Raw genomic sequence first — 21,179 nt, 5'->3', positions numbered from 1 at the left:
TCTAACCTTAATTATTCTTAACATCTAAAGAGAACATCTCTAATTTCCACTGCTTAGAGCTTCTCTGCAGAGTGACGTATTCTGGATCTATGTTCTTAACTCGGTACCCTCTGATCGTTTCCCCTTGTCCGAGAATCTGACCATTCATAATCGCATAGCAAGGCGTATCTCCCTTACACACGATGCTTTCTAAAGAAGGCAAGCGATAACGAGTTGGTGCTTTCTTAGCAGGCGCCGTTTTCTGTTGAGGTGAAAGCCAGCCTAATGGCGCCGTGGGATCTTGCTCAGCCCACACAAAAGAGCTACTAAATAGCAAGGACAACAAAAGAGTTCTAACCACCGATAAACTCCTGTCTAGTACCTAATGTGTAAACCTCGAACACCAGTCGAGCTTTAGGATATTCTTCTACTGAGTATTCAAATGTGCGCCAGTAGTAACTCACAGGTAGAGACTCAAGTGCTTGAAGGTAAGCTGAGATATCAAAGTAACTGCCGGTTAGCTCCATTCTTACAGGGTGAAGAAAGTAGCCTGAATATTCGCTGGTCTCTTTATTGTTCGAAATCGCTTCTGGTTTTAATGACTCTAGCGATTCAAGCTTTAGTCCATTACCGGCGTTAAGAACGCTCTCCAGTAACTGCGACATTTGAGAAGGTGTGATTAATCCATCAACAATCTGAGAAAGCTGAAGAGAGAGATCTTGGCTCTCCACCAGCAGCTTTTTGTACTCTCGATTAATTTCTTTGTCTGGGTCTTTGTTTAACTGAGCTTGCAGAACAAGTAACTCACCTTGCTGCCTTTGATTCGATTGAGTCAGGCTGCTCGCCTTGGCATTTTTAGCTTGTAGATCGAGATACGCAGGCTCAACCAATAAGGTGAACAACAACATCGATAGGCCAACAAAACCACACACAAAAAGTAGCCATTTTTCTCTTTGACTTAATGCAAGAAACTTATCGCTCAGCTGGTTCCACTGCTGCATTATTTACTCTCCCGACGAGTACTTAGCTCAAACGTCACCACATCCTGATCATTACGGCCAATTTTTAGTTTTTCAAAAGTGCGTCCGACTAAATTAAGCTCACTTTTAAACTGACCAATCCAGTTCGGAACGACATTTGCGTTACGAGCCAAGCCACTAAGATCTAAAGTATCGTGGGTCATGTAGATGTGCGAAAGAGAAATGTCATTTCGGCCTAATTTAGCTAAGGAATTCATGACGCCAGAATACCCGACTTGTTGGGATTCGTCGTATTGTCCAACAGCCTTCAAAGCCTCTTTTTTAGCCTCAGTCTCACGTTTGAGACGCGCAACCGCCGCGACTTTCTCTGGAGACGGTTTATGCTGAGTTAACTTACTATTCAATTGGTTAACTTGCTTGTTAAGTTGATTCGAGTCTTGTTGCAGGGCTGTTAGCTCTTTATCTAGATTAGAAACTTGATACTGCATTGCGAAGTAACCACCAAGCATCAAAACACAAACTACTCCCCAGCTCGCAACAACATTGGTCAGCGTAAAATATTCTTTTTTAGGCTTAAGGTGTTCAGGGTAAAGATTGACCTTAAACGTCTCTTTTTCAGCTGCAAGTTTAAGCAACAAACTCTCTGAATTATCACGCTCACCTTCAACCAACAGTGAAACTGTCGAGCTCAATGTACTGTTTAAGGCACTTTGTAACTCTGCTTCATCTTCTTCGTCACAACAGATTTTAAGCTGGTGAAGCTGGGTGCCTTTAATTTGAGAAGAAAGGTAATCAATCGAGCGTTGAAGCTCTAAAGCGAGGCCATCTAACTGCAGAGCACTTGACGCAACACCCGTTAAAGGTGGCACAACACTGCGGATGGTTCTTTGAAAACAAACGGTATTTTCGACAAACGCACCCAATTTAAAGTGTGAATTGACGCTACGTTGTAAAAGAATGAAATTAGACAGTTCGCCTGCACTGTAACCCCAGATTTCATCTTCAGGAGCAACACCTATTAATTCAACCTGAGCCGAATTAGTGATATTCAAAAGCTTGTCCAACAGCTTTTTAGGCAGGACATATACTTGCAGCTTGTTCGACGTTGGTAACGCGACCGCACTCGCAGTAATTTCCGTGACTCTTTCTGAAACAAGATCTTTGAGTAAAAAAGGCAGTGCTACCGACCATTCACTCTCTGGAATGTCCGGTTTATCAATTTGGTAGGTTTGGTAGTAGTTAGCACAGACAATCAGTTGGACGCTATTACTGGTAAACGCCTCACTGCTAAGCGATTTTTTTAGCGCACTCTCCCAGTCCCCATTAACCACGGGAATGCTGGCTACTTGAGGATCTTGTTCTGTCGATGAAATATAAATGGCGTCATTGCCCAGCAAGACAACTTGCGAGCTACCTTTATTATTCGTTGGCTTTATTTTGTCTAAAATCGCTTTAAAATTCATTCTTAACTACTACTCTTACGCCATCGATTTCTTCGTCCAACTTTGACAACAGATTCCGCTTTCGCGGCTTTTTCTGCTTGATTAGGCAAAGGGATAATTTGTTGTTCTTCGTCGAAATATCTCCCTTGATAGCCGTTAATGCCTAACTCTATCAAGGTATTCTTTTCTTGTTTTGTCTCGACTCCAACGGCAATAACTTGAGTTGGAGAATCACCACACGCCCCAATTAAGCTTCGAACAAACAGTTGGTTCTCATGCCTTTGGTCGATTTTCTTTATTAGGCTTCGATGAAGCTTAATATAATTAACCTTCAAATCCTTTATATAGTGAGTGCTAACAATGGTTCGCCCAGCTTGGCCAACCACAACTTTACACCCTAAACCTCGCAACATCTTTGCCACCGGTCTCATATAATCAAGATGAGCAATCAAGTGCCCTTCTGGAAACTCAAACGCAAGCTGAGAGCGGTGTTGAGCAGAGAGCTGTAACAACTCACTCCTAAACCACTTAAAGTGCTGTTTATTAGCAAACGGGGTAACATTCAGATTCACTGAATAGTTGATAGGTTGAGTTGATTCTTTCAACGATTTCAACACAACCTTTAGAACCGATTGGTCCATTTGAGCTTGATAACCCACTTGCTCTACCGCAGGCATAAATCGAGACGATTTCAATAAACCTTTGTCAGGATCCTGAATTCTAGTAAATATTTCTCTATGCAATTCATTAACTTGACCAGGTTCCGGCATAAGATAACACCGCTGAGCAAAGATTACTAAATTTTCAGGAAGCAGCGCTTTATCAAGTAATGTTCTCCAACGAACACTGCCTCTATCAAGCTCATTCTTATTCTCTTTCGGGTAACGGCTCCAGTTATTAATACGCTCTAACTGAGCACTCTTTAGTGCCGTTTCCGTTTCATCCATGATCTGGCTATGACGCTCACCTTCGGTATACATGGTCACACCAATATGACACCAGTTATCCGACTCTAAAGGCTCTGGCGGAGTTAGCTTATCTAACTGCCTTAAACACTGAGCAGCCAAGGTCGCAATATCTTTTGCGCCCTGATGAGGGATAAATACAGCAAAGTCCGCTTCGTAATAGCGAGAAAAAATGACATCGGGATAGCGTTGAACGATATTCGACAGTACTTCACCGACTTCAATAATAAAGCCGTCTGTAGTTTGCTTATCGTTAGCATCACTAACTTGCTCCCATTCGTCGATACGTATCAGTAACACACCGCCTCGAGCACCACTTTCATGCAGTGCCGATTCCAGCTTATTATCGAATAAAACTCGGTTTGCCGTTCCCGTGAGTTTATCTAGGAAAGTATGGGTACGAATAAAGGTATCAAAGCGACTTCGTTCTTGACGAGCATCTTGCAGCTCTTCGATCAAGACATCCAAGGCTTCACTTGCCGTGTATGGCCATTCAAGTTCATCTCCCTTTGCATGAGCCTCAACTTGCCCTGCGAGGATCATTCTTCCTCGCTCTTCCAAGATCTCAGAACCCATCAACTGTTCCTTCAACCAACGAACACCACGAGCCAGACAGAAAAGGATCAATGCAACCGCCAAAGTAATTGACCACATTGCTTCCATTGAGTAGCTATAACCAATATAAGGAGGAAGTGCTTTAAATTCGATTCGGTAGCCTTGATTACGCTCTAAAATGAAGCTTTTCTCATAAAGACGATTGGGATCAATTTGTGGGGAGGTATCTTTGAAACGATAAACGATGCCGGTCTTGTTCGAGAGTTTCATCTCAACAATATTGCTCGCCTGCAACATCTTAGGCATCCAACGCTGCATTGAATACGCGGCGTCAGGGTCTTCCATCTCTTTATCTACAACGTCGACAATGCCAACCAAATAATGGTCTAAATATTCCTGTCCAATACGCTTAAAGGAAAGTGTGCCACCAATAAAAAGAATGAACATCGCACTGATCACTATCACGGTGACAAATGCGACCAATCGAGTGCTCAATTTTAGTGTCGGGGTATATCTCATGAATAACGAAATCCTTTTCAACTCACATTATACCGTATTGCTACTTATACTATAAATTGACGTTGTAAATAAAGCGTTAAGAATTGTAGGTAACAAAAAGCCGCGATGAACGCGGCTTTTTCCAATTTAATACTGTCTTTATAATATATTAAAAACAGGGATTAAAATGGGATGTCATCATCAAAATCCATTGGCGGCTCATTATATTGAGGTTGAGCCTGCTGAGGAGCTTGTTGAGGTGCTTTTGGCTGCTGTTGAGCGGGAGCACTGTATTGTTGTTGCTGTTGTTGTGGCTGCTGTGGCTGACCCCAACCACCTTGCTGTTGGTTGTTACCCATGCCACCTTGAGCAGGAGCACCACCTTGAGCACGGCCGCCAAGCATTTGCATTACACCATTGAAGCCTTGAACAACCACTTCAGTTGTGTAGCGATCTTGACCGCTTTGATCTTGCCATTTACGTGTTTGAAGTTGACCTTCAATGTAAACTTGAGAACCTTTACGTAGGTACTCACCAGCAACTTCCGCAAGCTTGCCAAACAGAGCAACACGGTGCCATTCTGTTTTTTCACGCTGCTCGCCAGTTGCTTTATCACGCCATGACTCTGACGTTGCAATGGTAATGTTCGCTACTGCGCCGCCATTTGGCATGTAACGAATTTCAGGGTCATTACCTAGGTTACCCACTAATATAACTTTGTTAACTCCACGGCTAGCCATGATTTGCTCCGTCTAAATTCATAGTCTCAGAAAATTTTAGCGCACAAGAATAGCATGCTTTTCTGCAGTGATAAATCGCATTCCTATTCTCTCCTCACTACAAAGAATAAAAACGTAACAAATCATGATATTCAGAGCGATGTTGCTTTTTTCTCCACTTACAAACCACTCATTTACTTTGATAATTGATATTCAACGCAAGTCACTATCAAGGCGCTAGAGAAGCTAAAGCCTGCATGACAACGTGGAATCTAATCCCACTCAAACAGGACGTTTCAATGAGAAAATCAAGATACGCTCGCACTTTACACTTTCTGTGCATCGACCCAAACGATACCTATCTACATGTAAAAGAGATAGAAAAGCATTTATCTATTGTTCTCTACAAAATGACACCCGACGAATTAATGCTAGTTGATAGAAAGCGGAGTAACCGGATCTTGCTCGTCGATTACAGAGAGGTACCACAACTACTGATTATTTGTCCTAACCTGACTGTTATGTGGAAAAATCACGAAATCATTTTATTCAATGTCCCCCAGCAACTTCCAACCTCAGAGCTTCTTACCTATGGGGTACTAAAAGGACTCTTTTACAACACTGAACAAAAGGACAAGATTGCTCGTGGTCTTCAAGAAGTCATTGATGGCGATAACTGGCTGCCAAGGAAGGTAACCAATCAACTGTTGTTTTATTATCGCAATATGGTCAATACCAACACCACACCAACCAATGTTGATTTAACCATTCGTGAGATCCAGGTGATTCGCTGTCTTCAATCCGGGTCTTCAAACACACAAATCGCCGATGACTTGTTTATTAGTGAGTTCACGGTTAAATCTCACCTCTATCAAATATTCCGTAAGCTTGCGGTAAAAAATAGAGTTCAAGCGATAGCATGGGCAAACCAGAACCTGCTTGCATAATCGACCCACCTCTTAGTCTGACGATAATTTTGAGGGAAGCTCTAGTAAACCATGGCTATTGTTGCTGAATTTTCGACATAACTTATGCTAGAGTTGCCCTCAGAAATATCAACCACTCAGGTTGAATCAATAATTATTATAGATAAAGGGTCTTATCATGATCAAAAAGTGCCTTTTCCCGGCAGCTGGCTACGGTACACGTTTTTTACCTGCAACCAAGTCAATGCCTAAAGAAATGATGCCTGTAGTAAACAAACCTCTGATTGAATACGGTGTAGAGGAAGCTATCGAAGCTGGTATGGATGGAATGTGCATCGTTACTGGACGTGGTAAGCACTCGATCATGGATCACTTTGATAAAAACTACGAGCTTGAGCACCAGATTAGCGGCACCAATAAAGAAGACCTATTGGTTAATATCCGTGAAACGATTGAAGCGGCAAACTTCACCTACATTCGTCAACGTGAGATGAAAGGCCTTGGCCATGCTATTTTAACGGGTCGCGAACTTGTAGGCGATGAACCGTTCGCAGTAGTACTTGCTGATGACCTTTGTGTGAACGAGCAACAAGGCGTGCTAGCTCAGATGGTTGCGCTATACAAACAGTTCCGCTGTTCTATTGTTGCTGTACAAGAAGTTCCAGAAGAAGAGACTCACAAGTACGGTGTTATCTCTGGCGAAATGATCAAAGATGACCTTTTCCGAGTTGATGACATGGTAGAGAAGCCAGAGCAAGGTTCAGCACCAAGCAACCTAGCGATCATTGGTCGTTATATTCTGACTCCAGATATCTTTGAATTAATCGAGCAGACAGAACCAGGTAAAGGCGGCGAAATCCAGATCACTGATGCATTGCTAAAACAGGCAAAAGCAGGCTGTGTATTGGCTTACAAATTTAAAGGCCAACGTTTTGACTGTGGTAGTGTTGAAGGCTATATCGAAGCAACAAACTACTGCTTCGAAAACCTATACAAGAAAGACCAGCAGCAAATCGAGCTAGGTAAACACTCGACCAAGAAAGAAGCATAACGACTGGTTAATCACTAACGTTACTGATTTTAGAAAGGGCGACTCTTTGAGTCGCCCTTTTTGTTTACTGTTTTTTTATCCAGTAAAACTTTGCACAAATCTCACTCTATGTAATACTTTAGCCACTTAAAATTACATGGTCTATTGAGATGGATAAAATAGAAATTAGAGGCGCTCGTACGCATAACCTCAAAGACGTCAACCTAACCATTCCACGTGACAAACTGACTGTCATCACTGGATTATCGGGTTCAGGAAAGTCGTCACTTGCGTTTGACACACTCTACGCAGAAGGTCAGCGTCGTTATGTTGAATCTCTGTCTGCTTACGCTCGTCAATTTCTATCTCTTATGGAAAAGCCTGATGTCGACCATATTGAAGGTCTGTCTCCAGCTATCTCAATAGAACAAAAATCGACTTCACATAACCCTCGCTCAACCGTCGGTACCATTACCGAAGTCTATGATTACCTCAGATTATTGTATGCGCGAGTAGGCGAACCTCGCTGTCCAGACCACAACATCCCTCTAGCAGCACAAACCATCAGTCAAATGGTCGATAAGGTCTTAGAACTGCCTGAAGGCTCAAAGATGATGTTGATGGCACCGATTGTCAAAGAGCGCAAAGGTGAGCATGTTAAAACACTGGAAAACTTAGCTGCGCAAGGCTTTATCCGAGCCCGAATTGATGGTGAAACCTGTGATCTATCCGATCCACCAGCACTTGAACTTCATAAGAAGCACACCATTGAAGTTGTGGTAGACAGATTCAAGGTTCGTCCTGATCTTCAACAGCGTTTAGCCGAGTCATTCGAGACCACATTAGAGCTCTCTGGCGGTATCGCTGTCGTCGGCTGGATGGACGAAACGGATCAAGAAGAGATCGTATTCTCTGCTAACTTCGCTTGTCCTAAATGTGGTTACAGCATGCAAGAGCTTGAGCCTCGCCTGTTCTCATTTAATAACCCGGCAGGAGCATGTGGTACGTGTGATGGTCTTGGTGTTCAACAGTATTTTGATCCAAGCCGAGTGATTTTAGATGAGAACCTAAGCATTGCTGAAGGTGCGATAAAAGGTTGGGATCAAAAGAACTACTACTATTTCCAAATGCTAACGTCGCTGTCAGAACATTATGGTTTTGATCTGTATGCGCCATTTAATTCTCTACCGAAAAAGACTCAAGAGATCATTCTAAAAGGATCAGGTCGTACTGAAGTGGAATTCAAGTACATCAATGACCGAGGTGATATTCGGGTTAAGCGTCATCCATTTGAGGGCATTTTAAATACCTTGGAGCGCCGTTACCGTGATACTGAATCGAGCGCAGTGCGTGAAGATCTTGCTAAATACATCTCAACCAAATCGTGCTCTAGCTGTGATGGCACTCGCCTGAGACTAGAAGCTCGCAATGTTTTCATTGGTGATACAACACTTCCGGAAATCGTTGAACTTAGCATTGCTGACGCACTACAATTTTTCCAAGAATTGAAGCTAGACGGTCAACGTGGGCAGATCGCAGATAAAGTGATGAAAGAGATCAATGATCGTCTGCATTTCTTAGTCAACGTTGGTTTGAACTACCTTAACCTATCACGCAGTGCTGAAACGCTGTCTGGTGGTGAGGCGCAACGTATTCGTTTGGCGAGCCAAATCGGTGCCGGTTTAGTTGGCGTTATGTATGTACTTGATGAGCCATCAATTGGTCTCCACCAGCGCGATAATGAACGTCTATTGCAAACCTTAATTCACCTGAGAGACTTAGGTAATACGGTACTTGTTGTGGAACATGACGAAGATGCAATTCGTTGTGCTGACCATGTTATCGATATCGGTCCAGGAGCAGGGGTGCACGGTGGTCACGTGGTGGCAGAAGGTACCATGCAAGACATCATCGAAAACCCGAACTCTTTGACAGGCCAATACCTGAGCGGTGCTAAAGAAATTGCAGTGCCTGAAAAGAGAACGCCTATCGACAAGAAAAAGGTCGTCGAGATCGTTGGCGCAACGGGGAACAACCTAAAGAATGTGACCGCGACAATTCCTGTTGGCTTGTTCAGTTGTATTACGGGCGTATCAGGTTCGGGTAAATCAACGCTTATCAACGATACCTTCTTTAAAGTCGCCCACACTCAATTAAACGGTGCCACGACTGCAGTTCCAGCAAAGCACAAAAAGATTAAAGGGTTAGAACATTTTGATAAGGTAATCGACATAGATCAAAGCCCTATCGGTCGTACACCAAGATCAAACCCTGCGACCTACACAGGGATTTTCACCCCTATTCGTGAACTATTCGCGGGCACTCAGGAATCACGTTCTCGTGGTTACAAGCCAGGTCGATTCAGCTTTAACGTTCGTGGTGGTCGTTGTGAGGCTTGTCAGGGAGACGGCGTAATCAAGGTAGAGATGCACTTCTTACCCGATGTGTATGTGCCTTGTGATGTGTGTAAAGGTAAGCGCTATAACCGTGAGACTCTAGAGGTCCGCTACAAAGGTAAAACCATTGACGAAGTTCTAGAGATGACTGTGGAAGATGCTCGTGAATACTTCAACCCGGTACCTGTTATCGCTCGTAAACTGCAAACTTTAATGGACGTTGGCCTCTCTTACATTCGCTTAGGGCAAGCAGCTACAACCTTATCTGGTGGTGAAGCTCAGCGTGTTAAATTAGCGCGTGAACTGTCTAAACGAGACACGGGAAAAACCTTATACATTCTCGATGAGCCAACAACAGGCCTTCATTTCCACGATATCCAGCAGCTACTGACGGTATTACATAGACTGCGTGATCACGGTAATACAGTTGTCGTGATTGAGCACAACCTAGATGTCGTTAAAACAGCAGACTGGATCCTAGATCTTGGCCCAGAAGGTGGGCAAGGTGGTGGTGAGATTGTTGCAGAGGGTACACCTGAAGATGTGGCGTTAGTCGAAGGTTCACACACTGCTCGCTTCCTTAAGCCTATGTTAAATTTGAAGTCGGTGTAAAATAGCGCCCTGCGGGCAGACAGAAAAATGTTAAAGTAACAGAGCTTGTTTCAGAAGGAACAAGCTCTGTTTTTATAAGGTTAGGGATTTATGGCAACAATACACACTAGCGGTACTCAGCTAGAAAATCAGGTCACTCAGCTACCACTCAACAAAGCATTTCTGGCTTCTTTAGCTGTTGTATTCTTGTTAGCTATGCATTTTTTCATGCCGAATCCTGGTGGTTCGGGCCTTGCTCTATCCTTTAACCCTACCACTTGGCTAGCGCTAAGCTTCACGCTAGCAATTGGCTTTTACCAACTCGCGACCAATCGAGTACTCAAGTATTCCAAATTAACAATTGGCTTATTGATTAGCTGCATCATACTCACGCTACCCATTTTATACAGCAATGCTGCACCTCAAGGAGCGTCAGGACGCTTGCTTGGATTGTGGGCGGGCTTTGCCTTATTTGTGGTGCTGCAGCAATTTAAGTTCAGCAATAAACACAAGCAACGTATGTTGTGGTTCATTGTACTTGCTGTTGTTATACAAGCACTATTTGGCTATGTGCAATATTTCTTATTAGAACCAGGCAACCTATTTGGCTACAACACTGCTGCAAACCGACCATATGGGATATTTCAACAACCGAATGTAATGGCAAGCTTTCTTGCTACTGGTTTTATGCTGTCCGCTTACCTTTTAGCAAGGCAGCCGGCTAAATATAACCATAAGATCAGCGAATCATTCCTACTGTATTTAACTCCAACCTTAACCGTGCCCTTGCTGATCATCATTGCATCACGTACCGGATGGTTGGCCGCTGTCATTGGGTTTATCTGCATTCTGCCCTATCTATACAAGTTCTCGACCAAGAAACGCTTCTACGGATGGTGCGCATCAGTGCTCGTCGGTGTCGTCGTCGCTTTTTCGGTGATCAGCCTAAGTGCGACTGATAGCCTCGCTAGCAAGAAAGCGAACCTAGAAAGCCCGCGCGCTTATACGTTCCCGCAAGCTTTAGATATGATGATCGAAAAGCCATTTACAGGTTATGGTTACGGGAAATTTGAGTCTGAATACACGCTATATACAGCTCGCCAACATCAACTCAACTCGAACTATCATCCAGGTCTTCCTTCAATGGATCACCCGCACAATGAGTTCCTGTTTTGGGGAGTTGAAGGGGGGATTGTACCAATCATCGGAATCTTGATTGCTGCAATATTGGTGATATCACGCATAACAAGTTCAGCAAAGGGAACACGTCTAGCCCTGCTCGCGTTATTTATCCCAATCCTTTTGCACTCTCAACTTGAGTATCCTTTTTACCACTCGGCGATTCACTGGATAACATTCATTATATTGATTTACTGGGTAGATCAGCGCTCTTCCCGACATTATCAACAGTCGTTCAGTATCATCAGCAAGACCCTATTTAGAGCGTTGAGCTTAGTGCTCCCTATTTTGGTCAGTTTTTATATGTTGAGCGCCCTGCACACCAACTATGTACTGACTAAGTTTGAACTGTCTAAGCCGAAAAATCCGGACATTCTTAAGCAGGTAACGAACCCAGTGGTGTGGAAAGATCGCTACGATTGGGATATATACAGCACTTACCTTAATATCGGCCTCTACAAAGCCGACCCGAGCCTTATACAGCCTTACATCGATTGGTCACTGGAGATCATAAAGAGTAAACCAAGACCGGCTTTCTACAGCAATCTGATTCTGGCGTATCAAGGCCTAGGAGAAGAAAGTAAAGCAGAGCAAATTCGTAGCGAAGCGAACTTTTTATTCCCTAACAGAGACTTTTCAAAGGTTCAGTATAAGAAAGTGTCACAAGCAGAAGATAACGTTTCGTCTGCAGAATAATGTTAAGAATTCGCAACGCAAGCTTCACTTAGTAGGCAGTAGGCAGTAGGCAGTAGGCAGTAGGAGCTTGGGGTAGATACAAAAAAGCGCACGATCTCTCGTGCGCTTTTCTTTTTAATTTCAGTTCATGCAGCTACTTCAAAACATCTTTTAGCGCTTTTAGGCACAACGCGACATTCTCTTTACGAGCACCGTAACCCATTAGGCCGATACGCCATGCCTTACCAGCCAAAGAGCCAAGCCCAGCACCGATTTCAAGATTATATTCTTCTAAAAGCTGCGTTCTGATCTTAGCCTCATCAATTCCTTCTGGGAAATAAAGTGCATTAAGCTGCGGCAGGCGGCTCTCTTCATCAACCACAAACTTTAACCCTAGAGCTTCTACGCCTTCTTTAAGCTCTTGGTGCATCGCATGATGACGAGACCACGCATTATCTAAGCCTTCATTTTTCAACAAAACCAGCGACTCATGCAGAGCATAAAGGCTGTTCACGGGTGCGGTATGGTGGTAGCTACGCTTACCTTCTCCACTCCAGTAACCTAATACTAAACTTTGATCCAAAAACCAGCTTTGCACTGGTGCTTTACGGGCTTTCATTTTATCAACCGCACGCTGAGAGAAAGTCACTGGAGATAGCCCTGGCACACAAGACAGACACTTTTGGCTGCCAGAATAAACCGCATCAAGCTGCCACTCATCAACCAGCAATGGCACACCACCTAATGATGTCACTGCATCAACAATCGTTAACGCATCAAACTGACGAGCGACAGCAGAGATAGCTTGAGCATCAGATAACGCTCCAGTTGATGTCTCTGCATGCACAAATGCAACAGCAACGGCATCGGGGTTTTCTGCCAATGCTTGTTCTACCTTTTCAACTGAAACGGGCTTGCCCCATTCGTCATCAACAAGGATGGCTTCGCCACCACAACGCACCACGTTTTCTCGCATACGCTCACCGAAGACACCGTTACGACAAACAATCACCTTTTCACCAGGCTCAATCAAGTTAACAAAACAGGTCTCCATACCTGCACTGCCCGGTGCAGAAACGGCAATCGTAAATTCGTTTTCAGTCTGAAAAGCGTATTTAAGAAGTTGTTTAAGCTCATCCATCATCGCAATAAACAGCGGATCTAGGTGACCTATGGTTGGACGGCTCAAAGCCTGTAGCACTTGAGGTGAGATATCAGAAGGACCAGGCCCCATTAACGTTCGGTGTGGTGGATAAAAGCTATCGATAGCAGTAGTGAGTGTGAAATTAGACATGTACATCCCTTACGTTAATGTTGTGAACAATCCACCCTAAAGCAAATTGATTACCTCAGCAATTAGCCATAAGTATTGAGGTCAAACCACTGTCACATAATTGTTAAAATTATTTTTCAATTATCTCAAGTTACGGATTGACATTGTTACCACAAAAACGTTCAATGAAACGGCTATCTAGCAGAAGAGGAGCACTGCCCAGGCAGATGTTTTGTGGAACCGCATTTCCAATACAAAACATTTATGGGGAGCAGTGCCGAGATAATAAAAGGATGCAGGACCTTTATTATCGGTTGAGCGGGCTGAATCCCGTCAACTGTCGCCATTTCTATATGGTGAAGAGCTTCTGAGGTTACTATTCTAATAATTCCTCTCTTTTTGCTCTAAAACTCTCTTCGAAAAACATCGGACGTTGGATTACCCAACCGTAATTTTATTTTAGGAAGTCGTGGGAGATATATCGTGAGTGCATCTAATGTAGCTGGTTCTTTTAATGTCGCTAAGTTTGGTGGAACAAGTGTTGCCAACTTTGAAGCAATGAGCCGTTGTGCTGCCATTATTGAAAACAACTCAAACACGAAACTGGTCGTGAGTAGTGCATGCTCTGGTGTCACTAACTTGCTGGTTGAACTAGCACATGGTGTTCAAGACAAAGCTCGTCGTCAGGAACTAATGGCGCAATTAGCGGACATTCACAACGCAATTCTTGACCAACTCGCAGATCCAATCAGCATCGAAAAAGAAGTCCACAGCATTCTTGATGACATTGCGAGCGCTGCAGAGGCCGCATCATTCCAAACAAGTACTAAACTGACGGATCACCTTGTCGCATGTGGCGAGTTGATGTCGACACACATCTTGGCTCAGATCATCTCTGAACGAGGCACTCCTGCTGTTCGCTTTGATATCAGAGATGTGATGCGTACTAATGATGATTTTGGTAAAGCCGAACCTCAACTAGAAGATATTGCCGCTCTAGCGCAAGAGAAACTGATTCCACTTTGCCAACAACAAGTTGTCGTTACCCAAGGTTTTATCGGCGCTGATAGCGAAGGTAACACCACGACTTTAGGCCGCGGTGGCAGTGATTACTCAGCAGCATTGATTGCCGAATCTGTACAGGCGATTGGTTTAGAAATCTGGACGGATGTTCCGGGTATCTACACCACAGACCCTCGTATTGCACCTAAAGCTTCTCCTATCCCAGAGATCAGCTTCAGTGAAGCATCGGAAATGGCAAACTTTGGTGCGAAGATCTTGCACCCATCAACTCTAGTACCTGCACTACGCCACCAAATACCGGTATTTGTCGGCTCTTCTAAAGCGCCAGAGCTCGGTGGAACTTGGATTCGTCAAGAAGTTGAGAGCTCTCCTCTATTTAGAGCGCTTGCCCTACGCTGCAACCAAACCATGGTTACGCTACGTAGCGCTAATATGTTCCATGCCTATGGCTTTTTGGCAAAGGTATTCGAGATCCTTGCTAAACATAAGATCTCGGTCGATCTTATCACCACTTCAGAGATCAGTGTTTCACTAACACTCGATCAAACCGATACCTCTGGTGGTGCTCCTGAGTTACCTGAAGCCGCTCGCCTTGAGCTTGAAGAGTTGTGTTCCGTGGATATTGAGCACGACCTATGCCTTGTTGCACTGATTGGTAACAACATGAGTGAAAGCAAAGGCTATGCGAAGCAGGTATTCGGCACTCTTGAAGATTTCAACCTACGCATGATTTGCTACGGAGCAAGCCCACACAACCTGTGTTTCTTGCTAGATGAATCTGTTTCTAAGTTGGCGATTCAAAAACTGCACCAAGAATTGTTTGAGTAAAAATGCGTTTATCACCAACAGATAAATAACTAAATCTCAGATACAAAAAGGGTTGCGATTAAGCAACCCTTTCTCTTTTTACTTTACGAATCAAATCTCTTCATAGGTTCAAACTAGTTAATGTTTGGACCTAACCACTTCTCGGCTTCTAACATGTCCCAACCTTTGCGGTCAGCATAGCTATCCACTTGATCCTGTTGAATCTGTGCAATAGCAAAGTATCTAGCATCAGGGTGTGAGAAATACATACCAGACACTGAGGCACCAGGCCACATCGCGTAGCTTGTCGTTAATGACATATCGATTGCCTTTTCAACGTCCATCAGCTCCCACAACGTACCTTTCTCTGTATGCTCTGGGCAAGCAGGGTAACCTGGAGCTGGACGAATACCTTGGTATTTCTCTCGAATCAAATCGTCGTTAGACAAATTCTCATCTGGCGAGTAACCCCAAATATCCTTTCTCACTTCTTTATGCAGATATTCCGCGAACGCCTCAGCCAATCGGTCAGCAACCGCCTGAATCATAATCGCGTTGTAGTCATCGCCTTTCGCTTTGTATTCATCAGCCAGCTCTCGCTCACCAATACCACCCGTAACCGCAAAGCCACCAATCCAATCCGCTTTACCGCTTTCTTTTGGCGCAATGTAATCAGACAAACAGTAGTTAAAGCCTTTTGGTTTCTCTGTTTGTTGACGAAGATTGTGTAGAACTTTTAGAACTTCGGTACGAGATTCATCGGTATACACCTCAATATCATCACCAACACTGTTCGCTGGGAACATGGCACACATACCACGCGCTTCAAGCAGCTTCTCTTTCTCTACGCGATCCAGTAAATCATTAGCATCTTTGAATAAACGTTTTGCCTCTTCACCCACTTCTTCATGATCAAGGATTGCAGGGTATTTACCAACCAATGACCATGTCATAAAGAATGGAGTCCAATCGATGTACTGACGCAAAGTTGCCACATCAAAATCATTGAAGATGTGAACTCCCGGCTTAGCGGGTGCCGGTGGCGTATACGCATCCCAATCGATAGCAACTTTATTGGCACGAGCTCTTTCAAGCGTGACAGGCTTGGTACGAGGCTTCTTACGATTGTGCTGATCTCGAACGCGATCGTAATCGATATCCAGCTTCTCAACGAAAGCGGGTTTCAATTCATCAGAAAGTAGTGAGGTACAAACACCCACTGCACGCGAGGCATTATTTACGTATACAACAGGTTCTGAATAATTCTGCTCAATCTTAACTGCTGTGTGAGCTTTAGATGTGGTTGCACCGCCAATCAGAAGAGGCAGCTTGAAACCCTGTCTCTCCATTTCTTTAGCAACATGTACCATTTCATCAAGAGACGGTGTAATCAGCCCAGACAGGCCAATAATGTCGACATTCTCTTCTTTCGCTACCTTGAGAATCTTCTCGCAAGAAACCATCACACCTAAGTCGATAATTTCGTAGTTATTACACTGTAAAACCACACCAACGATATTTTTACCGATATCGTGAACGTCACCTTTAACGGTCGCTAACAAAATCTTACCGTTAGTTGCGCCCACTTCTTTGGATGCATTAATGAATGGTTCTAAATGGGCAACCGCCTGTTTCATCACACGCGCAGACTTTACAACCTGTGGTAAGAACATCTTACCTTCACCAAACAGGTCACCAACAACGTTCATTCCGTCCATTAGAGGACCTTCAATCACTTCAATAGGACGAGAGGCATTAACACGAGCTTCTTCGGTATCTTCAACAATAAAGTCGGTGATACCTTTTACCAAAGAGTGCTCCAAACGCTTCTCTACAGGCCAAGTTCGCCACTCTAATGCAGATTTATCTTCAACCTTACCAACAGCACGCTCTAGGTATTCGGTCGCCATATCCAGCAATCTTTCAGTCGAATCATCACGACGGTTTAGTACCACATCTTCAACAGCATCACGCAGATCTTCTGGAACATTATCGTAAATTTCCAACTGACCAGCGTTTACAATGCCCATATCCATACCGTTTTTAAAACAGTGATATAGGAATACCGCGTGAATAGCCTCACGGACGTAGTTATTACCACGGAATGAGAATGAAACATTCGACACACCGCCAGAGATCATCGCATGCGGGAGATCGCGTTTGATGTCTCCTACTGCTTCAATGAAATCAACCGCATAGTTATTATGCTCATCGATACCAGTAGCCACTGCGAAAATATTCGGGTCAAAAATAATATCTTCTGGTGGGAAACCGACTTCATCAACAAGAATGTTGTAGGCATTGGTACAGATTTCGACTTTACGCTCTCGAGTATCAGCCTGCCCGACTTCATCAAACGCCATCACGATGACAGCAGCACCATAACGACGAACTAATTTGGCTTGCTCAACAAACTTCTCTTTGCCTTCTTTTAGAGAGATTGAGTTAACGATGCCTTTGCCTTGAATACACTTTAGGCCAGCTTCGATAACTTCCCACTTAGAAGAATCGACCATAACAGGTACTTTCGAGATTTCAGGTTCTGAAGCACATAGATTCAGGAATTTAACCATACACGCCTCGGCGTCTAGCATCCCTTCATCCATGTTGATATCGATAATTTGAGCACCATTCTCGACTTGCTCTCGAGCTACACTCAAGGCTTCGTCGTAGAGCTCTTCTTTGATAAGGCGCTTAAAGCGTGCAGAGCCGGTAACATTGGTCCGCTCACCTACATTCACGAACAAAGATTCTTTAGCTATCGTCAGTGGCTCTAGTCCCGAAAGACGACAAGAAACTGGTAAGTCTGGCAATTGACGCGGCGTTACACCTTCAACGGCCTCAGCCATTTCACGGATATGCTCTGGAGTAGTACCACAACACCCGCCAATTAGGTTCAAGAAGCCACTTTCAGCCCACTCTTTAACATGTTCAGCCATATCCTCAGGAGAAAGGTCATACTCGCCAAATGCATTAGGCAAACCCGCATTAGGGTGAGCAGAAACATTGCACTCTGAGATACGAGACATCTCACCGACATACTCACGCAGTTCATCAGGGCCCAATGCACAGTTCAATCCAAATGAGATTGGTTTTACATGACGAAGGGCGTTGTAGAATGCTTCTGTCGTCTGTCCTGAAAGGGTACGACCTGATGCATCAGTGATGGTACCGGAAATCATCACTGGCAGACTGATACCTACTTCTTCGAAAACAGATTCAACCGCAAAAGCACACGCTTTCGCGTTTAACGTATCAAAGATAGTTTCAATAAGAATTAAATCTGAACCGCCCTTAATGAGCGCGCGAGTCGATTCAGAATAAGCTTCAACCAGTTCGTCAAAGCTAACATTACGGTAACCTGGATCGTTTACATCAGGGGATATAGAACAAGTTCGGTTGGTAGGGCCTAATACACCCGCGACGAAGCGAGGTTTATCTGGGGTCTTTGCAGTCCATTCATCAGCTGCTTCACGAGCAAGCTTGGCAGCAGCAAAGTTAATCTCTTCACTAAGGCTTTCCATATCATAGTCGGCCATAGCGATGGTTGTAGCGTTAAAGGTATTGGTTTCGAGGATGTCAGCCCCAGCTTCCAAGTATTCTGAATGGATATCTTTGATAAGCTTAGGCTGTGTAAGAACTAAAAGGTCATTGTTGCCCTTTAAGTCACTGTGCCAATCAGCAAAGCGTTCACCACGATAGTCTTGCTCTTCCAATTTATAATCCTGAATCATGGTGCCCATGCCACCATCAATCAGTAAAATTCGTTGCTTCAACAGAGCGTCAATCTTTTGCCTTACATTACTTCCCACGGTACAACCTCATTCCTTTAATTATCCCTCCATCCTATCACACATTAAAAAGGAGTCTAGACGTCTAAAAAAGGAAATTGATTACTGAGTCATGACAAAAAATGTTTGCTATTTGAGCATGAGACAACGAAAATTCATATTCATACTTTGTTACATGTTGGAATCCCAATGTCGGTCTATTACACCTTATGCTTCTTGTCCGCTGCAGCCATGCTTATTGCTTTCGTGAATACAAAAATTGGTAAAATGCAGACAACCATCGCCATCACAGCTGGCTCAATGATGTTATCTCTATTGATTATCATTGCGGGACAAAATAATTGGTTCCAATTGGCAGACATTGCCTCAGAGACCGTTGCCAGTATCAATTTTGAAGATTTCCTTCTAAAAGGGATATTAGGATTCTTACTATTTGCAGGCGGTTTGGGAATCAAATTACCAAACCTAAAAGACCAGAAATGGGAAATAACAGTACTCGCGTTAGGTGCTACGCTGTTTTCAACATTCTTTATCGGTTTTGTGCTGTACGGGTTTTGCCAGTTCATCGGTATTCAATTTGATCTGATTTACTGCCTACTCTTTGGCTCGCTAATCTCTCCAACCGATCCCATCGCCGTGCTAGCAATAGTAAAGAAACTCGACGCTCCCAGAAGAATCTCTACTCAAATCGAGGGAGAATCTCTATTCAACGATGGTTTTGGCTTAGTTATCTTCGTAACCCTATTTACTATCGCATTCGGCACAGAAGCGCCAACCGTCGGTAGTGTGACCATGCTATTCGTTCAAGAGGCAATTGGCGGCATCGTCTACGGTTTTGTTTTAGGTCTTGTATTCCATTACCTAATCAGCAACACCGACGACCACTCGATGGAGTTGCTATTAACCATCGGCATTCCAACTGCTGGTTATGCGTTTGCTGAAGTTCTACATGTATCAGGACCATTAGCGATGGTGGTCTCAGGTATCATGATTGGTAACTGGACTCGCTTTATCGGATTCTCAAAAGAGAGTGAAGATCACTTAGATCATTTCTGGGAATTGATAGATGAATTCTTAAACGGCGTATTATTCCTACTAATTGGTATGTCGATGCTGTTATTCAAATTCCACCAAGAAGATTGGATCTTAATGGCTTTCGCAGTCCCTCTAGTATTGAGTGCACGTTACTTGAGTGTTTTCTTGTCTTACATCGGATTTAAACGCTTTAGAACTTACAACCCGTGGTCGATTAAGATTCTAACTTGGGGTGGTTTACGCGGTGGCTTAGCACTAGCCATGGCACTTTCAATCCCTTCAGGTATCTGGGTAATTGAAGACAAAGCAATCGATGTTAAAGAGATAATCCTTGTCATGACATACGCCGTTGTTGTGTTCTCTATTCTAGTTCAAGGCTCAACAATCACTCCTATGATAGAGAAAGCAAAACAAGCAGAGAAAGAGCTAGATTAACACCTAGATAGATCAACCAAAGCCGCCTACTTTAGGTGGCCTTTTTTATACCCAATGAAAGTCAAACTCACCAATTCCCATACTGGAGCTATCGCTGAAAGATATGCGTGGAACATAGAGCTCATATCGATATTTGATACCGCTAATATTTGAGTAATCGAAAGTCTTAATGTGGGTGGACAGAACTCTTTAAGGAGCTTAAGTCATACAGAGAATTACTTCTTCTGACCACTCGCTAGTCTACCCAATAACCCACTCTCAAGTTATATAAGCTTCAATCGAAAGGCTTCACCTTTCACCTGGAAACAAAAATAACGGGACTCAACGTCTCGCTAGAATAGCGTTAGTTATTAACAGGACTACGGAGCTAGATGAGTGGTGAACAGAAAGCTTTAGCTTTGAACTAAGTCATTAAATACAGCAAGGCTGCACTAAATCAGTGTTCGATAGAGATAGCTAAAGGAACACATGGTACTTCAAGTGATACTTGTAAAAATGACAGGAATAAAAAGCGCTAGCATTTCTGCCGAGACGTGCAGACTAGAGTCTTAAATATGGCAAGGCTGGAATGAGTAGGCACTCCGGAGATTCGAGCACGCAGGTGAGCTAGGAGCGCCTAGTTATCCCAACATTACTTCGTAGAAGCAGCAGATACAAAAAAGCCCCAGTATTTCTGCTGAGGCTTAGTATATGGAAAGGTTGGAGGTTTAGACTCCCAACACGCGCTGTTTTGGTAAGTAGGAGAATCCGCGGCTTTGCTAATGACGTATATTATACCAATCCGGAAAATTAACTGATCAGGTCAATCCAATCTCTTGTACACATTTTTGTGACGCGATCTTTGCACTCAAGAAATCCATTCCAAGCGCTACAGACCTTC

13 protein-coding genes and 1 riboswitch are annotated in these 21,179 nt (G+C 43.7%); of the genes, 6 read left to right on the top strand and 7 right to left on the bottom strand.

What is annotated here, in order from left to right; all coding sequences use genetic code 11:
- Positions 1-7: 7 nt before the first annotated feature.
- The 5 genes from AB6D58_RS03405 to AB6D58_RS03385 form a co-directional block, all read right to left on the bottom strand.
- Positions 8-340: a hypothetical protein gene (locus AB6D58_RS03405; RefSeq protein WP_017061346.1), complete on the bottom strand. Its 333-nt coding sequence runs from the start codon at positions 338-340 to the stop codon at positions 8-10.
- Entirely contained in the window at positions 333-980 is a 648-nt protein-coding gene (gene pilO, locus AB6D58_RS03400) for a type 4a pilus biogenesis protein PilO (protein WP_017061345.1), read from the bottom strand. Before pilO ends, AB6D58_RS03405 begins: the two co-directional genes overlap by 8 nt.
- Positions 980-2,422, bottom strand: a complete 1,443-nt coding sequence (locus tag AB6D58_RS03395; protein WP_017065934.1) for an MSHA biogenesis protein MshI — start codon at positions 2,420-2,422, stop codon at positions 980-982. The genes pilO and AB6D58_RS03395 overlap by 1 nt, the downstream gene beginning before the upstream one ends.
- A gap of 2 nt (positions 2,423-2,424) precedes the next feature.
- On the bottom strand, positions 2,425-4,440 hold the full coding sequence (gene csrD / locus AB6D58_RS03390) for an RNase E specificity factor CsrD (RefSeq protein WP_372098519.1): 2,016 nt from the start codon (positions 4,438-4,440) through the stop codon (positions 2,425-2,427).
- Between the two features lie 161 nt (positions 4,441-4,601).
- On the bottom strand, positions 4,602-5,159 hold the full coding sequence (locus tag AB6D58_RS03385) for a single-stranded DNA-binding protein (protein ID WP_017061342.1): 558 nt from the start codon (positions 5,157-5,159) through the stop codon (positions 4,602-4,604).
- A gap of 278 nt (positions 5,160-5,437) precedes the next feature.
- Here AB6D58_RS03385 and AB6D58_RS03380 point away from each other — a divergent pair, with 278 nt between their 5' ends.
- The 4 genes from AB6D58_RS03380 (at position 5,438) to AB6D58_RS03365 (ending at position 11,956) form a co-directional block, all read left to right on the top strand.
- Entirely contained in the window at positions 5,438-6,085 is a 648-nt protein-coding gene (locus AB6D58_RS03380) for a LuxR C-terminal-related transcriptional regulator (protein ID WP_029235092.1), read from the top strand.
- Between the two features lie 157 nt (positions 6,086-6,242).
- Complete coding sequence (gene galU / locus AB6D58_RS03375) at positions 6,243-7,115, top strand: UTP--glucose-1-phosphate uridylyltransferase GalU (protein WP_102398232.1); 873 nt, start codon at positions 6,243-6,245, stop codon at positions 7,113-7,115.
- A 149-nt stretch (positions 7,116-7,264) separates the two neighbouring features.
- Positions 7,265-10,102: an excinuclease ABC subunit UvrA gene (uvrA, locus tag AB6D58_RS03370; RefSeq protein WP_017062972.1), complete on the top strand. Its 2,838-nt coding sequence runs from the start codon at positions 7,265-7,267 to the stop codon at positions 10,100-10,102.
- 90 nt (positions 10,103-10,192) lie between these two features.
- On the top strand, positions 10,193-11,956 hold the full coding sequence (locus AB6D58_RS03365) for a PglL family O-oligosaccharyltransferase (protein WP_372156499.1): 1,764 nt from the start codon (positions 10,193-10,195) through the stop codon (positions 11,954-11,956).
- Between the two features lie 133 nt (positions 11,957-12,089).
- On the opposite strand, the gene AB6D58_RS03360 is transcribed toward AB6D58_RS03365, so the two are convergent.
- On the bottom strand, positions 12,090-13,229 hold the full coding sequence (locus AB6D58_RS03360) for an alanine--glyoxylate aminotransferase family protein (RefSeq protein ID WP_102332733.1): 1,140 nt from the start codon (positions 13,227-13,229) through the stop codon (positions 12,090-12,092).
- Between the two features lie 176 nt (positions 13,230-13,405).
- A riboswitch (Lysine riboswitch) is annotated at positions 13,406-13,583 on the top strand.
- Between the two features lie 108 nt (positions 13,584-13,691).
- Here AB6D58_RS03360 and lysC point away from each other — a divergent pair.
- On the top strand, positions 13,692-15,059 hold the full coding sequence (lysC, locus tag AB6D58_RS03355; protein ID WP_136979354.1) for a lysine-sensitive aspartokinase 3: 1,368 nt from the start codon (positions 13,692-13,694) through the stop codon (positions 15,057-15,059).
- 113 nt (positions 15,060-15,172) lie between these two features.
- On the opposite strand, the gene metH is transcribed toward lysC, so the two are convergent.
- Positions 15,173-18,850, bottom strand: coding sequence for a methionine synthase (metH, locus tag AB6D58_RS03350; RefSeq protein ID WP_372152622.1), 3,678 nt, complete (start codon positions 18,848-18,850; stop codon positions 15,173-15,175).
- A 168-nt stretch (positions 18,851-19,018) separates the two neighbouring features.
- Between metH and AB6D58_RS03345 the strand changes: the two genes are divergently transcribed.
- Positions 19,019-20,299: a sodium:proton antiporter gene (locus tag AB6D58_RS03345; RefSeq protein ID WP_017061334.1), complete on the top strand. Its 1,281-nt coding sequence runs from the start codon at positions 19,019-19,021 to the stop codon at positions 20,297-20,299.
- Positions 20,300-21,179: the final 880 nt, after the last annotated feature.

The organism is Vibrio sp. 10N.239.312.D08 (assembly GCF_041466145.1).
Classification (GTDB): domain Bacteria; phylum Pseudomonadota; class Gammaproteobacteria; order Enterobacterales; family Vibrionaceae; genus Vibrio; species Vibrio crassostreae_C.
Note: the sequence above shows the minus strand (reverse complement) of the source record. Positions and strands in the feature narration are given on the sequence as shown.

What these genes read in the sequence shown, in the direction of transcription:
- pilO (WP_017061345.1), bottom strand. Translation starts at nt 980, where the DNA reads ATGCAGCAGTGGAACCAGCTGAGCGATAAGTTTCTTGCATTAAGTCAA.
- AB6D58_RS03395 (WP_017065934.1), bottom strand. Translation starts at nt 2,422, where the DNA reads ATGAATTTTAAAGCGATTTTAGACAAAATAAAGCCAACGAATAATAAA.
- csrD (WP_372098519.1), bottom strand. Translation starts at nt 4,440, where the DNA reads ATGAGATATACCCCGACACTAAAATTGAGCACTCGATTGGTCGCATTT.
- AB6D58_RS03385 (WP_017061342.1), bottom strand. Translation starts at nt 5,159, where the DNA reads ATGGCTAGCCGTGGAGTTAACAAAGTTATATTAGTGGGTAACCTAGGT.
- AB6D58_RS03380 (WP_029235092.1), top strand. Translation starts at nt 5,438, where the DNA reads ATGAGAAAATCAAGATACGCTCGCACTTTACACTTTCTGTGCATCGAC.
- galU (WP_102398232.1), top strand. Translation starts at nt 6,243, where the DNA reads ATGATCAAAAAGTGCCTTTTCCCGGCAGCTGGCTACGGTACACGTTTT.
- uvrA (WP_017062972.1), top strand. Translation starts at nt 7,265, where the DNA reads ATGGATAAAATAGAAATTAGAGGCGCTCGTACGCATAACCTCAAAGAC.
- AB6D58_RS03365 (WP_372156499.1), top strand. Translation starts at nt 10,193, where the DNA reads ATGGCAACAATACACACTAGCGGTACTCAGCTAGAAAATCAGGTCACT.
- AB6D58_RS03360 (WP_102332733.1), bottom strand. Translation starts at nt 13,229, where the DNA reads ATGTCTAATTTCACACTCACTACTGCTATCGATAGCTTTTATCCACCA.
- AB6D58_RS03345 (WP_017061334.1), top strand. Translation starts at nt 19,019, where the DNA reads ATGTCGGTCTATTACACCTTATGCTTCTTGTCCGCTGCAGCCATGCTT.